This is a genomic window from Rahnella bruchi (assembly GCF_003614975.1).
Classification (GTDB): Bacteria; Pseudomonadota; Gammaproteobacteria; order Enterobacterales; family Enterobacteriaceae; genus Rahnella; species Rahnella bruchi.
In genome coordinates this window covers 222,505-236,641 of sequence record NZ_QZWI01000001.1, presented here as the reverse complement: position 1 = coordinate 236,641, position 14,137 = coordinate 222,505, and the positions used below count along the sequence as shown (strand labels likewise).

General features: G+C 49.1%; 16 protein-coding genes and 1 other annotated feature. Of the genes, 12 read left to right on the top strand and 4 right to left on the bottom strand.

Annotated features, from left to right (window positions below):
- Positions 1–173: 173 nt before the first annotated feature.
- Complete coding sequence (gene hxpB, locus D5398_RS01110) at positions 174–839, bottom strand: hexitol phosphatase HxpB (protein WP_120505982.1); 666 nt, start codon at positions 837–839, stop codon at positions 174–176.
- Between the two features lie 191 nt (positions 840–1,030).
- Here hxpB and D5398_RS01105 point away from each other — a divergent pair, with 191 nt between their 5' ends.
- Positions 1,031–1,582 carry a YniB family protein gene (locus D5398_RS01105; RefSeq protein ID WP_120505981.1) on the top strand — a complete coding sequence of 184 codons (552 nt, stop codon included), beginning with the start codon at positions 1,031–1,033 and terminating at the stop codon, positions 1,580–1,582.
- 129 nt (positions 1,583–1,711) lie between these two features.
- Here D5398_RS01105 and D5398_RS01100 read toward each other — a convergent pair whose 3' ends face one another.
- On the bottom strand, positions 1,712–2,581 hold the full coding sequence (locus tag D5398_RS01100; RefSeq protein ID WP_120505980.1) for a fructosamine kinase family protein: 870 nt from the start codon (positions 2,579–2,581) through the stop codon (positions 1,712–1,714).
- A 322-nt stretch (positions 2,582–2,903) separates the two neighbouring features.
- Between D5398_RS01100 and D5398_RS01095 the strand changes: the two genes are divergently transcribed.
- Positions 2,904–3,539, top strand: a complete 636-nt coding sequence (locus D5398_RS01095; RefSeq protein ID WP_120505979.1) for a transglycosylase SLT domain-containing protein — start codon at positions 2,904–2,906, stop codon at positions 3,537–3,539.
- A 23-nt stretch (positions 3,540–3,562) separates the two neighbouring features.
- On the opposite strand, the gene D5398_RS01090 is transcribed toward D5398_RS01095, so the two are convergent.
- Positions 3,563–4,243, bottom strand: a complete 681-nt coding sequence (locus D5398_RS01090; protein ID WP_120132005.1) for a MarC family NAAT transporter — start codon at positions 4,241–4,243, stop codon at positions 3,563–3,565.
- A gap of 290 nt (positions 4,244–4,533) precedes the next feature.
- On the opposite strand from D5398_RS01090, the gene thrS reads away from it, so the two are divergent.
- From thrS to ihfA, 8 genes are all read left to right on the top strand, one after another.
- Entirely contained in the window at positions 4,534–6,462 is a 1,929-nt protein-coding gene (gene thrS, locus D5398_RS01085; protein WP_120132004.1) for a threonine--tRNA ligase, read from the top strand.
- Between the two features lie 3 nt (positions 6,463–6,465).
- The gene (gene infC / locus D5398_RS01080) at positions 6,466–7,017 is read left to right on the top strand and encodes a translation initiation factor IF-3 (protein WP_013576136.1); all 552 of its coding nucleotides are present in this window, start codon (positions 6,466–6,468) and stop codon (positions 7,015–7,017) included.
- A gap of 95 nt (positions 7,018–7,112) precedes the next feature.
- A complete protein-coding gene (gene rpmI, locus D5398_RS01075; RefSeq protein WP_013576135.1) occupies positions 7,113–7,310 on the top strand; it encodes a 50S ribosomal protein L35 in 198 nt (65 codons plus the stop codon).
- Positions 7,311–7,352: 42 nt separating this feature from the next.
- Complete coding sequence (gene rplT, locus D5398_RS01070) at positions 7,353–7,709, top strand: 50S ribosomal protein L20 (RefSeq protein ID WP_056773451.1); 357 nt, start codon at positions 7,353–7,355, stop codon at positions 7,707–7,709.
- 139 nt (positions 7,710–7,848) lie between these two features.
- Positions 7,849–7,973: a sequence feature (Phe leader region), on the top strand.
- Positions 7,854–7,898, top strand: coding sequence for a pheST operon leader peptide PheM (gene pheM / locus D5398_RS25380; RefSeq protein WP_106120997.1), 45 nt, complete (start codon positions 7,854–7,856; stop codon positions 7,896–7,898). Its footprint overlaps the feature before it by 45 nt.
- A 99-nt stretch (positions 7,974–8,072) precedes the next feature.
- Entirely contained in the window at positions 8,073–9,056 is a 984-nt protein-coding gene (pheS, locus tag D5398_RS01060) for a phenylalanine--tRNA ligase subunit alpha (RefSeq protein ID WP_120505978.1), read from the top strand.
- Positions 9,057–9,070: 14 nt separating this feature from the next.
- A complete protein-coding gene (gene pheT, locus D5398_RS01055; protein WP_120505977.1) occupies positions 9,071–11,458 on the top strand; it encodes a phenylalanine--tRNA ligase subunit beta in 2,388 nt (795 codons plus the stop codon).
- Positions 11,459–11,462: 4 nt separating this feature from the next.
- Complete coding sequence (ihfA, locus tag D5398_RS01050; RefSeq protein WP_004089944.1) at positions 11,463–11,759, top strand: integration host factor subunit alpha; 297 nt, start codon at positions 11,463–11,465, stop codon at positions 11,757–11,759.
- A gap of 384 nt (positions 11,760–12,143) precedes the next feature.
- Here ihfA and D5398_RS25750 read toward each other — a convergent pair whose 3' ends face one another.
- Positions 12,144–12,272: a lipoprotein gene (locus tag D5398_RS25750; protein WP_274387345.1), complete on the bottom strand. Its 129-nt coding sequence runs from the start codon at positions 12,270–12,272 to the stop codon at positions 12,144–12,146.
- 269 nt (positions 12,273–12,541) lie between these two features.
- Here D5398_RS25750 and D5398_RS01045 point away from each other — a divergent pair, with 269 nt between their 5' ends.
- Positions 12,542–12,955 (top strand): DUF2502 domain-containing protein, encoded by a 414-nt coding sequence (locus tag D5398_RS01045; RefSeq protein WP_120505976.1) that lies wholly within the window; start codon positions 12,542–12,544, stop codon positions 12,953–12,955.
- 152 nt (positions 12,956–13,107) lie between these two features.
- A complete protein-coding gene (btuC, locus tag D5398_RS01040) occupies positions 13,108–14,115 on the top strand; it encodes a vitamin B12 ABC transporter permease BtuC (protein WP_120505975.1) in 1,008 nt (335 codons plus the stop codon).
- Positions 14,116–14,137 lie beyond the last annotated feature (22 nt).

Below are 14,137 nucleotides of genomic sequence, written 5' to 3'. Positions count from 1 at the left end.
CGAATTCAATAAAAATGAAATATCGTTTTATTTATTTCATGAGTCAGCTCAAGGTTTGCGAAATTAAATTCAATCTGGGGAACTCTGGTCAGGCTTAAAGGGGGCAGAAAAGCGGGTAATGAAGAACAAAGAAAGTGGAATGCGCAGCAGCAGGGCGCGGCTGCGCAACAGAATTACAGGATATGTGCCGGGATAAGCTCTTCCAGCGAGGAAAGTTTGATATCCGCCAGTGCCCAGCGCGGATCTGCGAAGTATTCCTTATCCGGTACGACCACAGAGCGCATACGCGCAGCTTTCGTCGCAATCATGCCATTAAAGGAGTCTTCCAGAGTGACGCAGTTCAGCGGGTCGACCGCTAACTCACCGGCTGCCAGCAGATATACTTCCGGATGCGGTTTGCTGTAGGGCAGTTTCTCGGCAGAAACACGTACCTGGAAATAGGATTGCAGATTGAACATTTCCAGCACGGTATCGAGCATGAATAATGGTGACGCGGAGGCCAGGCCAATCTTCAGCCCCTGATCACGACACAATTCAAGCGCGTGATTAACGCCGGGTAATAATGGCCGGGTCTGTTCCACCAGCTCAATGGTGCGGGCGATGATCATCGAAGCCACCTCCGCCTGGTCAGGCCCTTGCCATGGCAGCACCTGATACCACATTCTGACGACCTGGTCGATGCGTAGCCCCAGGGTATCCGGCAGCAAATGTCGCTGAGAGATATCGACGCCAAGGCTGCTGAAAACGTCCAGTTCTGCCTGAACCCACAACCGTTCAGAATCAATTAACAGACCATCCATATCGAAAATTGCTGCATTAACAGGGCGGACATAAGCCATGAAAGCGGACTCCCTAACAGTGAATAGGCCTTCACTTTACCATTGGCTTTCGTGCGGATGAAATCTGTTGTGCGGAGAAATGACTTAGCTGCTCGCACTGAAGAGGGCCTAACTGATTAAAACATTGGGCGGGAAAACCTTTCTGTGGGTAAACTTAGCTGTTGCTTAAGGTATCCTAACAAGGGGAATTCATGACGTACCAACAGGCCGGACGTGTGGCAGTGATTAAACGGATTGCAGGATGGATTATTTTTATCCCTGCGCTGCTTTCAACGCTGATCTCATTGCTAACCTTTATCAATGAGCATACTAAAACTGAGCAGGGCATCAATGCCGTTATGCTGGATTTTGTCCACGTGATGGTTGATATGATTAAGTTTAACACTACATTTTTGAACGTTTTTTGGTACAACTCGCCGGTGCCGTCACTTGGGCAAGGTGTGACTACCGCGAATATCATGTTCTTCATCATCTACTGGCTGATTTTTGTGGGGCTGGCACTTCAGGCTTCCGGCGCAAGAATGTCCCGTCAGGTGAAACATGTTCGCGAAGGGATCCAGGACCAGCTGATCCTTGAGCAGGCGAAAGGTGCGGAGGGACGGACCCGTCCGCAGATTGAAGAGCGCATCGTGATACCACGGCACACCATTTTGGTGCAGTATTTCCCGTTGTATATTTTGCCGATCATTATTGCTGTTATCGGATATTTCGTTTTGAAATTATTAGGTTTAATCGCCGGATAATCGTGACAACATATTCATAACATTTCGTTGTTGAGCGATATGTTGTTGAACGAAGGTAGCGATATAAATAAGGCCTGAATATTCGCGTATTCAGGCCTTATTTTTGGGCGCTACAAAAAGAGTAAGGCGTTAATTGATGTCATCGTGTAACAGCCTCTCAACCGCACGTTGAGCAACCACCAGATGCTGACCACCGAATAAATTACTGCGGTTAAGCAGATAATATAACTGGTAGAGAGGTTGTCTGGAAATGAAGTCCTCAGGCAACGGCGTTTTACTCTGATAGCCGTCGTATAACTGAGGCGGAACATTGGGATACAACGGCAACATGGCGAGATCGCATTCCCGGTCGCCCCAGTAACAAGCCGGGTCAAAAATAACCGGGCCGTTATCTGACAACCCGCAGTTATGCGGCCATAAATCGCCGTGCAATAAAGACGGCTGTGGCTGATGATTCTGTAAACGCGCAAAGACCATTGCGGTGATATCTTCTATATTACCGAACGTCATGCCTTTTTCTGCCGCCAGCTGTAGCTGCCAGCCAATCCGCTGCTCTGAGAAAAACGTGGCCCAACGCCGTTGCCAGCTATTGGGTTGAGGAAGCGTAGCCAGCTCATTATCGAAATCAAGACCAAATTGCAGCTGTTCACTCCATTGGTGCAAAGCGGCGAGTTGTTGCCCTAAAATATACGCATTGTGCGTATCCAGCGGTTTTTGCGGGATATATTCGAGCAGAAGAAAGCTGTAATCACGGTCACTTCCCACTCCGTAAACTTCCGGTACCCGGACGGTCTGGCTGCGAGCAAGGAGAGCAAGCTGATCGGCTTCTGCGGCAAAAATAGGCAGCATTTCGCGCGCATTGCATTTCACAAACACATCCCTGTCACCATAGCTCAGCCGCCATGCCGGATGAATTTCACCTCCCGGCAGTTCAACACGTTCGCGGATTTCAGCACTGCCAAGGTGTTCACTCAACAAACGATTGACGGCTTGCCACATGGTATTACCCCTTCTGACTGGCCCGATAATTCATTAAGTTAGCGTTTTCTCTGCTTTAAAAACCCGATCCGGCGCACGGCTGAATCAGATAATGATCTTAATTTCTGCAATTTACGACGTTGGCGAACCGAGAGCGTAATCAATGAATCTGTTATTTTCAGAATATGTGACACGAAAGAGGTTTTATATACAGAATTGTCTTATCGACATGTTCCTAACCCCCTTGTTTAACAAAACAATAATAATAATAGACTAAAAATATATTCAGGTGTGGAAAGAAGATGTATATGCTACATCTCGTCCCAGTCGCGAGAGAGATAACGTGAAACCAAACATTCTTTATTTGATGGCCGCGCTATTGCTGGCGGGTTGCGCTAAAGAAACACCGGTTCAAACAACGCATTTTTTGAATCCGTCGCCGCCACCTCAGCGCGATGCCTCATTAATGCATCCGGGGCCTTATGGTGAGGTTATTCACCAGGCAGCAAATACTTACGGCGTTGACGAAACACTTGTTAAAGCAATCATTCAGGTCGAATCTGGATATAACCCAACCGTTGTCAGCAAATCGAATGCGATTGGGTTAATGCAGCTAAAGGCCTCAACGGCAGGACGCGATGCCTACCGGATGAAAGGACGTTACGGTCAGCCTACGCCACGTGATTTGAAAAATCCGGCGGTGAACATTGATCTGGGAACGGCGTATCTGAGTATCCTGCAACAGCAACTGTCAGGCATCAACAACCCTGAAACCCGTCGTTACGCGACAACATTGGCCTATGTGAACGGGGCAGGGGCATTACTGAGAACCTTTGCGAAAGATAAAACTTACGCGATCGCCAAGATTAATCTGATGACGCCTGCTGAGTTTTCCCAACATGTGCAGAAAAACCATCCTGCACCTCAGGCACCACGTTATTTGTGGAAAGTGAACAACGCTTATCTTGCTATGCGATAAGCGTTAAGATTTCTGCCAGCAGCTCAGGCTGCTGGCGGCAATGTCTTGATGATTTCCAGGATCCCGTTAATCACAAACTGAACTCCCATACACACCAGCAAGAATCCCATCAGACGTGAAATCGCCTCAATCCCGCTCTTGCCGACCAGGCGCATAATTGCCCCTGAGCTGCGCAGCGTGATCCATAATATCAGCCCGACCAAAAAGAAAATAATCACCGGTGCGACAGTAATTATCCAGTGCGGGAAATCAGAATCTCTGACGGTAGCCGCGCTGCTGATGATCATCGCGATGGTACCCGGCCCCGCGGTGCTTGGCATAGCCAGCGGAACGAAGGCGATATTTGGCGATTCCTGTTTCCTCATTTCCTCGGTTTTATTCTCAATCAGCACTCTCTCTTCCACATGTGGCTGTGGAAACAGCATCCTGAAACCGATAAAGGTCACGATCAGCCCTCCCGCAATTCTCAGACCGGGAATGGAAATTCCAAACGTGTTCATGACCAGCTGACCGGCGTAATACGCCACCATCATGATGATGAAGACATACACAGAGGCCATCAGCGATTGCTGGTTTCTTTCCTGTGTGGTCATTTTCCCTGAAAGGCCGAGCAACAGTGCCACTGTTGTCAGGGGGTTTGCCAGCGGAAGGAGTACCACCAAACCTAAACCTATTGCTTCAAATAACAGCCTGACTTCAGACATATGCTTCCCTTATCCAATGTTTCTCTGAATACCTTATCTTGCCGGTGGGGGATTACACGAAAAATATCCCTATTAAGCAACAGAGGTTGCTGGAAATTCGCACTTTACGGGTGTTAAACTCGTTGCCTGTTTTCACGTCGCGTCCCGATACAATTACGTGATGTATTCCTGGGTGCCTATATTCGGCAAAGTAAAGCTGAATAGCGTGAATAACTACATGAAATTACACTCAAATATTTTTCTAGATGTGCTCTGTCGTGTGGGGCACCACTGTAGATTAAGGAATTAACATGCCTGTCATTACTCTTCCTGATGGAAGCCAGCGCGTTTTTGATCGCCCCGTTTCTCCTCTTGATGTTGCGCTTGATATCGGTCCTGGTCTGGCGAAAGCCTGCATCGCGGGTCGCGTTAACGGCGAACTGGTTGATGCAACTGATTTGATTGAAACCGATGCACAACTGGCGATCATCACCGCTAAAGACGAAGCCGGTCTTGAAATTCTGCGTCACTCCTGTGCGCACCTTTTGGGTCATGCCATTAAACAACTGTGGCCAGACACCAAAATGGCCATCGGCCCGGTTATCGATAATGGCTTCTACTACGATGTGGATTTAGATCGCACATTGACTCAGGAAGACATCGAACTGCTTGAAAAGCGCATGCACGAACTGGCTGAAAAGAATTACGACGTTATCAAAAAGAAAGTCAGCTGGCAGGAAGCGCGCGATACCTTTGCAAGCCGTGGAGAAGAATACAAAGTGGCCATTCTGGATGAAAACATCAGTCATGATGATCGTCCGGGCTTGTACCACCATGAAGAATACGTGGATATGTGCCGTGGTCCGCACGTACCCAATATGCGTTTCTGTCATCATTTCAAACTGCAGAAAACTTCCGGTGCTTACTGGCGTGGTAACAGCGACAACAAAATGCTGCAACGCATCTACGGCACCGCATGGGCAGATAAAAAGCAGCTGAATGCCTACATTCAGCGCCTGGAAGAAGCCGGTAAACGTGACCACCGTAAAATTGGTAAGCAACTCGACCTGTACCACATGCAGGAAGAAGCGCCAGGTATGGTGTTCTGGCATAACGACGGCTGGACTATTTTCCGTGAGCTGGAAGCCTTTGTACGCATGAAACTGAAGTCATATGACTATCAGGAAGTAAAAGGTCCGTTCATGATGGACCGCGTGCTGTGGGAAAAAACGGGCCACTGGGAAAACTACAAAGAAGCGATGTTCACGACTTCTTCTGAAAACCGTGAATACTGCATCAAACCGATGAACTGCCCGGGTCACGTTCAGATCTTCAACCAGGGTCTGAAATCCTACCGCGATCTGCCGCTGCGTATGGCCGAATTCGGCAGCTGCCACCGTAATGAGCCGTCAGGTGCATTGCATGGCCTGATGCGCGTTCGTGGCTTCACTCAGGACGATGCCCACATCTTCTGTACAGAAGAGCAGGTACGTGATGAAGTGAACAGCTGTATCCGCATGGTTTACGACATGTACAGCACTTTTGGTTTTGAAAAGATTGTGGTGAAATTGTCCACCCGTCCTGAGAAGCGCATTGGTACTGACGAAATGTGGACTCGTGCTGAGGATGATCTGGCCGCTGCACTGACTGAAAACGACATTCCGTTCGAATATCAGCCAGGTGAAGGCGCGTTCTACGGTCCGAAAATTGAATTTACCTTGCATGATTGTTTGGATCGTGCGTGGCAGTGTGGTACCGTGCAGCTCGACTTTTCATTACCTGGTCGCTTGAATGCCTCTTATATTGGCGAAAGCAACGACCGTCAGGTCCCGGTAATGATTCACCGTGCTATCCTGGGTTCAATGGAGCGTTTCATAGGTATTCTGACTGAAGAATACGCTGGCTTCTTCCCAACATGGATGGCCCCGGTTCAGGTAGTGATTATGAATATCACTGATGCACAAGCTACCTATGTCGAAGAATTAACTAAAAAACTGCAAGATGCAGGCATTCGCGTTAAAGCCGACTTGAGAAATGAGAAGATTGGCTTTAAAATTCGCGAACACACGCTACGCCGTGTTCCTTACATGTTAGTTTGTGGCGATAAAGAGGTCGAAGCAGGCAAAGTTGCTGTTCGTACCCGCCGCGGCAAAGACTTAGGAAGCATGGATGTTAGCGAAGTCGTTGACAAACTGCTGGCGGAAATCCGCAGCAGAAGTCTTCATCAACTGGAGGAATAAAGTATTAAAGGCGGAAAACGAGTTCAACCGGCGCGTCCTAATCGCATTAACAAAGAGATTCGCGCGCAAGAAGTTCGCCTCACCGGCGTCGATGGCGAGCAGATTGGTATTGTCAGTCTGAATGAAGCTCTTGAAAAAGCTGAGGAAGCGGGCGTCGATTTAGTAGAAATCAGTCCGAATGCCGAGCCGCCAGTTTGTCGAATCATGGATTACGGCAAATTCCTCTACGAGAAGAGCAAGTCGACTAAAGAGCAGAAAAAGAAACAAAAAGTTATTCAGGTTAAGGAAATCAAATTCCGACCTGGTACCGATGATGGCGACTATCAGGTCAAACTACGCAACCTGATTCGCTTTCTGGAAGATGGCGATAAAGCCAAAATCACCCTGCGTTTCCGTGGGCGTGAAATGGCGCACCAACAGATCGGTATGGAAGTGCTTAACCGCGTCCGTAAAGACCTGTGTGAAGATTCTGAATTGGCCGTTGTCGAATCCTTCCCTACGAAGATCGAAGGCCGTCAGATGATCATGGTGCTCGCACCTAAGAAGAAACAGTAAGGCTTCCAAGTAATCCTGCTGCGCGGTGCTTGCACCGCGTATGCTGGATTCGCCTTTCTGATTCATGTTAATAACAATGCGAAGTGGAATTTAAAATGCCAAAGATCAAAACAGTACGCGGCGCCGCTAAACGCTTCAAAAAAACCGCCAACGGTGGTTTTAAGCGTAAGCACGCAAACCTGCGTCATATTCTGACCAAAAAAGCTACTAAGCGTAAACGTCACTTGCGTCCAAAAGGCCTGGTATCCAAGAACGATTTGGGTCTGGTCTCTGCATGTCTGCCGTACGCATAAATACACTTTTTTTCATCTAGAATATAAAACTCAGGAGAGCATATGGCTCGCGTAAAACGTGGTGTGATTGCACGTGCACGTCACAAAAAAATCTTAAAACAGGCGAAAGGCTACTACGGTGCCCGTTCTCGCGTATATCGTGTTGCATTCCAGGCTGTTATCAAAGCTGGTCAATACGCTTACCGTGACCGTCGTCAGAAAAAACGTCAGTTCCGTCAGCTGTGGATCGCGCGTATCAACGCAGCAGCTCGTCAGAACGACATGTCTTACAGCAAATTCATTAACGGCTTGAAAAAAGCTTCTATTGAAATTGACCGTAAGATCTTGGCTGACATCGCAGTATTCGACAAAGTGGTATTTGCCGCTCTGGTCGAAAAAGCGAAAGCAGCACTGGCGTAAGTCAGGTGAAAGAGGGAGCTTGCTCCCTCTTTTATATTTTGTGTTTAAAAACATTCTGTTTCGTTGTTTAATACCCCTGATCTGATACGAAGCATTTCGTCAGAACATCAGCACAAAATTTACAACTGATAAGGTAACGCAAGCATGAATGCTGCTATTTTCCGTTTCTTTTTTTACTTTAGCGCCTGACTCAGGAAGGCTTTCGCGCGTAAGAGAAGAAACGAAAAGTAGCGCCTAAGCCTCCCTCGTGGAGGCTTTTTTGTATCTGTGCTTTATACACTAAGGTTCAGGGTCAAAATCGCGCCCCTGATTAATCACGGTTATTTTACATCGGGCCATATTGGCCAGAAGAAGAGGAAAGCAATGCCACATCTCGCAGAGCTGGTTGCCAATGCCAAGGCAGCCGTAGAGAGTGCTCAGGATATCACCGCGCTGGATAACGTGCGTGTCGAATATCTGGGTAAGAAAGGCCACCTGACACTCCAGATGACAACCCTCCGTGAATTACCTGCGGAAGAACGTCCGGCAGCGGGCGCGGTCATTAACGAAGCGAAAGCGCAGGTTCAGGAAGCCCTGAACGCGCGTAAAAATATGCTGGAGTCTGCCGAACTGAATGCACGCCTGGCTGAAGAAACGATTGACGTTTCTCTGCCTGGTCGTCGCATTGAAAACGGCGGTCTGCACCCGGTGACCCGTACTATCGACCGCATTGAAACCTTCTTCGGTGAACTAGGCTTTACCGTGGAAACCGGCCCGGAAATCGAGGATGACTATCATAACTTTGATGCACTGAATATTCCGGGTCACCACCCGGCACGTGCCGACCACGATACTTTCTGGTTTGATGCCAAGCGCTTGCTGCGTACCCAGACTTCCGGTGTTCAGATCCGTACGATGAAAGACCAGCAGCCGCCGATCCGCATTATCGCGCCGGGCCGCGTTTATCGTAACGATTACGACCAGACTCACACCCCGATGTTCCACCAGATGGAAGGCCTGATTGTTGATAAAGACATCAGCTTCTCCAACCTGAAAGGCACACTGCACGATTTCCTGAACAACTTCTTTGAAGCTGATTTGCAGATCCGTTTCCGCCCTTCCTATTTCCCGTTCACAGAGCCTTCTGCGGAAGTGGATGTGATGGGTAAAAATGGCAAATGGCTGGAAGTGCTGGGTTGCGGCATGGTGCATCCGAATGTACTGCGCAACGTCGGTATTGACCCTGAAGTGTATTCCGGTTTTGCCTTCGGGATGGGAATGGAACGTCTGACCATGTTGCGCTATGGCGTGACTGACTTGCGTGCATTCTTCGAAAATGATCTGCGTTTCCTCAAACAGTTTAAGTAAGGCGGGAATATCACATGAAATTCAGTGAACTCTGGTTGCGTGAGTGGGTAAACCCAGCCATCAGCAGCGAAGCATTATCAGACCAAATCACCATGGCCGGCCTCGAAGTCGATGGCGTGGATCCGGTTTCCGGCGCATTCAATGGCGTGGTAGTCGGTGAAGTTGTCGAATGTGGTCAGCACCCTAACGCAGACAAACTGCGTGTGACTAAAGTGAATGTCGGCGGCGATCGCCTGCTGGACATCGTTTGTGGCGCACCCAACTGCCGTCAGGGCCTTAAAGTTGCAGTCGCGACTGTGGGCGCCGTATTGCCGGGTGATTTCAAAATCAAAGCCGCCAAACTGCGTGGCGAGCCTTCAGAAGGCATGCTGTGTTCGTTCTCCGAGCTGGGTATTTCCGAAGATCATGACGGCATCATTGAACTGCCGCTGGATGCACCGGTTGGCACCGATATCCGTGAATTCCTGAAACTCGATGACACCATTATCGAAATCAGTGTGACGCCAAACCGTGCGGACTGTCTGGGTATTCTGGGCGTGGCGCGTGATGTTGCGGTGATTAACCAATTGCCGCTGGTTGAGCCTGAGATCAATCCGGTCAAAGCCACCGTTGACACTACGATTGCTATTGATGTGCAGGCTCCCCAGGCGTGTCCGCGTTATCTGGGTCGTGTCATTAAAGGCATTAACGTTAAGGCCACCACGCCATTATGGATGCGTGAAAAACTGCGCCGCTGCGGGATCCGCTCTATCGACGCCGTTGTCGATATCACCAACTTCGTATTGTTGGAACTCGGTCAGCCAATGCACGCATTCGATCTGAATCGCATCAGCGGTGGCATCGTTGTGCGCATGGCGCAAAAAGACGAAGCCCTGACCCTGCTCGATGGGACCACGGCAAAACTGGCGGAAGATACGCTGGTCATTGCAGACCATGAAAAAGCGCTGGTTATGGCCGGTATCTTTGGTGGTGAACATTCCGGTGTGAACGATGAGACGCAGGATGTCCTCCTGGAGTCTGCGTTCTTCGCTCCGCTTTCGATCACGGGACGTGCACGCCGTCAGGGCCTGCATACGGATGCTTCTCACCGCTATGAACGTGGTGTGGATCCCGAGCTGCAATTTAAAGCAATCGAACGCGCAACTGCTTTGCTGTTGAGCATCTGTGGTGGTGAAGCCGGTCCGGTTATCAACGCGACTTCAGAAGAGCATCTGCCGAAAGCGGCGACCATCACTTTGCGCCGTGAAAAACTCGATCGCCTGATTGGTCATCACGTCGAAGACGTACAGGTGACGGATATCCTGACCCGTCTGGGCTGCCAGGTTAAGCACAATGGCGATCATTGGGTGGCTGTGGCGCCAAGCTGGCGTTTCGACATGCAGATTGAAGAAGATCTGGTGGAAGAAGTTGCGCGCGTTTACGGCTATAACAACATCCCTGATGTGCCAGTGAAAGCCAGTCTGGTGATGACGAAGCATCATGAAGCGAATTTGTCGCTGAAACGTGTGAAAAATCTGCTGGTTGACCGCGGTTTCCAGGAAGCAATCACCTACAGTTTTGTGGATCCAAAAGTTCAGGCTCTGCTGCATCCGGGTGAAGAAGCGCTGATTTTGCCAAGCCCGATCTCCGTAGAAATGTCCGCGATGCGCCTTTCTCTGTGGTCCGGCCTGCTGACTGCAGTCGTAAATAACCAAAATCGTCAGCAAAGTCGTGTGCGTTTATTCGAGAGCGGCCTGCGCTTTGTACCTGATACACAAGCTGATTTGGGTATCCGTCAGGACGTCATGCTGTCAGGTGTGATCTCCGGCACGAAAAATGAAGAGCATTGGGATCTGGCGCGCCAGTCAGTTGACTACTACGATTTGAAAGGTGATCTTGAGGCTATTCTTGAGCTTACCGGCAAAATGAACGACGTACAGTTCAAGGTTGAAGCAAATCCTGCGTTGCATCCTGGACAGAGCGCAGCGATTTATTTACACGGCGAACGTATTGGTTTCATTGGTGTAGTCCACCCTGAGCTGGAACGTAAACTCGATCTTAATGGTCGTACCGTGGTGTTCGAACTCTTATGGAATAAGGTCGCAGACCGCGTACTGCCTGATGCGAAAGAGATTTCTCGCTTCCCGGCGAACCGTCGTGACATCGCTGTTGTAGTGGCCGAAAACGTGCCCGCAGACGATATTTTGGCAGAGTGCAAGAAAGTTGGCGCAAATCAGGTAGTTGGCGTAAACTTGTTTGATGTGTACCGTGGCAAGGGCGTAGCTGAAGGTTACAAGAGCCTGGCTATCAGTCTGGTGTTGCAGGATACCGGCCGTACACTGGAAGAAGAGGAGATCGCCGCTACCGTTGCAAAATGTGTAGAGGCTCTAAAACAGCGATTCCAAGCATCCTTGAGGGATTGAACCTATGGCGCTTACTAAAGCTGAAATGTCAGAACACCTGTTTGAGAAGCTCGGGCTGAGCAAACGGGATGCCAAAGATCTTGTTGAGATATTTTTCGAAGAAGTACGTCGTGCTTTGGAAAATGGCGAGCAAGTTAAACTGTCTGGCTTTGGCAATTTTGATCTGCGTGACAAAAACCAACGTCCGGGACGTAACCCGAAAACCGGCGAAGATATTCCGATCACGGCGCGTCGTGTGGTGACTTTCCGTCCGGGACAGAAATTGAAAAGTCGTGTAGAGAATGCTACTCCGAAAGAATAAGTGAAATCAGCAAAAAGGCCGCGAAAGCGGCCTTTTTTTTGGGCAGCATTTGCGATTTTTCTGAAATGAAATAATTAGCGTGAAATTGCACAGGAAGTGAAAAGATTTCGTTAATAGGGTGGTTGTTTCAGGAATCGTCTGATAGATTAAATTTATCAGCAAGCAAGTTAAAATATTATCTCTGGTGGATTGACCATTAATTAAGCTTTATTTTATAAGTACAGTATTGTTCAAATATTTATCCCAACGAACTGTGTAAATATGAACCCAATAAAAAATAAAAGGGGCCGAAGCCCCTTGATGTTAAACGCATTGATATCTGTTTATATTCAGATTCGCAGTCGGTAAATAAACAAATACAATGCCGAAAATTCTTAATCAGTGTTAGTGCCAGTAATAATGGGGATGACCACCGCCATGACCACCGCCGTGACCATAAGGGCCAGGGAAGATACAGCCACTGAGGCTTACCACGACCAGAGCAACACCAACGAAAGCGAGAATACGGCGCATAGGAATGTCCTTTATTGGAATAAACAATTTAATTATAAATAAAAGGCTGGCGGGTTATCGTCAGGCTTGCGTTAAGATTTGTTAGTATCGTAATAAGAATTGAATAGTTAATAATCTCCATCCTGCTGAATTATTTCAGTCAGGATATATTTGTATTTTTATTGTAAGGTCACAGCAAGTTATCCGAAAATACGCCGCACTCTTATATTCTCTGTCTTTACTGCCTGATATAAAAAGCACGTCATAAAAATAAAGAAGGCATGACTATTATGAAAAAATCTCTTTTATTGCTTTGTTGTGCACTGGCATTGCCTGTGATCGCGCAGGCAAATGTTTCTGTTGACGTTAACGTACCCGGCGTATCGGTTCATCTCGGGGATCAGGATCATCGTGGCTACTACTGGGATGGTTATGACTGGCGTCCGCCACAGTGGTGGCATGACCATCAGGGCCATCACTATGGTGAGCGCAATGAGCATGGTATGTACTGGCATGGTAACCGCTGGGATTCTAGTCCGCCACAACGTGGTCACAGTAATCCGCCGCACAACCAGCCACACCCGAACAACGGCGATCATCATGATAATGGTGATCACCATGATAATCGGGATCATCAGGGCGGGCATAATGACAATCACGGGAATGGCCAGCCGATCCCGCCAGACGGTCATCAGGGCCACTGATTCCGTAGCTTCCATTAAGACTTTTCAAGCCGGTGCTTTGTCACCGGCTTTTTTGTTTCCTGTTTTTGTCATTATCCGGTTCACTAGTCAGAGCTAACTGACTAATATCGGTAGGATAGTCATCTACAGTGAGTCTCAGGAAACTGCCTTTCATGCCCATTCCGCAGACCTATTCTGCTCTTGAACAACAACGGGAACGCCGTGACCGCCGCTGGCTGGTCGGGCTGAGTCTGTTGCTGATAATTATTTGCGTATTCAGCCTGAGTGCGGGTGAAAACTGGTTATGGCCCGATCAATGGCTCAGCAGTGAGGCGCGGCTGTTTGTGTGGCAACTGCGGTTACCCCGCGCTATTGCGGTAATTTTAGTCGGTGCGGGTCTTGCCGTTGCTGGCGCAGTGATGCAGTCATTATTCGAAAACCCGCTCGCAGAACCCGGATTGCTCGGTGTTGCTAATGGTGCCGGTGTGGCACTGGTTTTTTGCGTCATGCTTAGCCACGGCATTTTACCTGTCTGGATGATGAGTCTGGCGGCCATTGCAGGCGCATTGATTGTCACATTTTTCCTGTTAGCTATTTCCCGTAAGCGCCTGTTAACTAACGCCCGCATGCTGCTGGTCGGCGTGGCAATCGGTATCGTTTGCAGTGCCTTAATGACCTGGGCCATTTACTTCAGCAGTAATCTCGATTTGCGCCAGCTGATGTACTGGATGATGGGCGGTTTCGGAGGGGTTGACTGGAATCAGGTCTGGCTGGGCTTGCTGATATTGCCGGTATTGCTTTGGTTGGTCTTCCAGGGCAACGTCCTCAACCTTCTGTCGCTTGGCATTGTACAGGCGCAGCAACTGGGAATATCGCTGACGACGTGGCGCTACGTACTGGTTCTGGCGGTCGGGTGGATTGTCGGGCTGAGCGTGGCGCTGTCCGGCGTGATAGGTTTTATCGGACTGGTTATCCCGCATATTCTGCGACTGGCAGGTATCACCGACCAGCGTCGTTTGCTGCCAGCCTGCGCACTTGGCGGCGCTTGCGTGTTACTTCTCGCAGACGTGGTATCGAGAATCGGTCTGTATGCGGCTGAATTGCCCGTCGGCGTGGTTACCGCCACACTGGGAGCTCCGGTCTTCATCTGGCTTCTGATCAGAGTCGGACAAATCCGCTGATTATTTACGGCGGGTCGTCTAT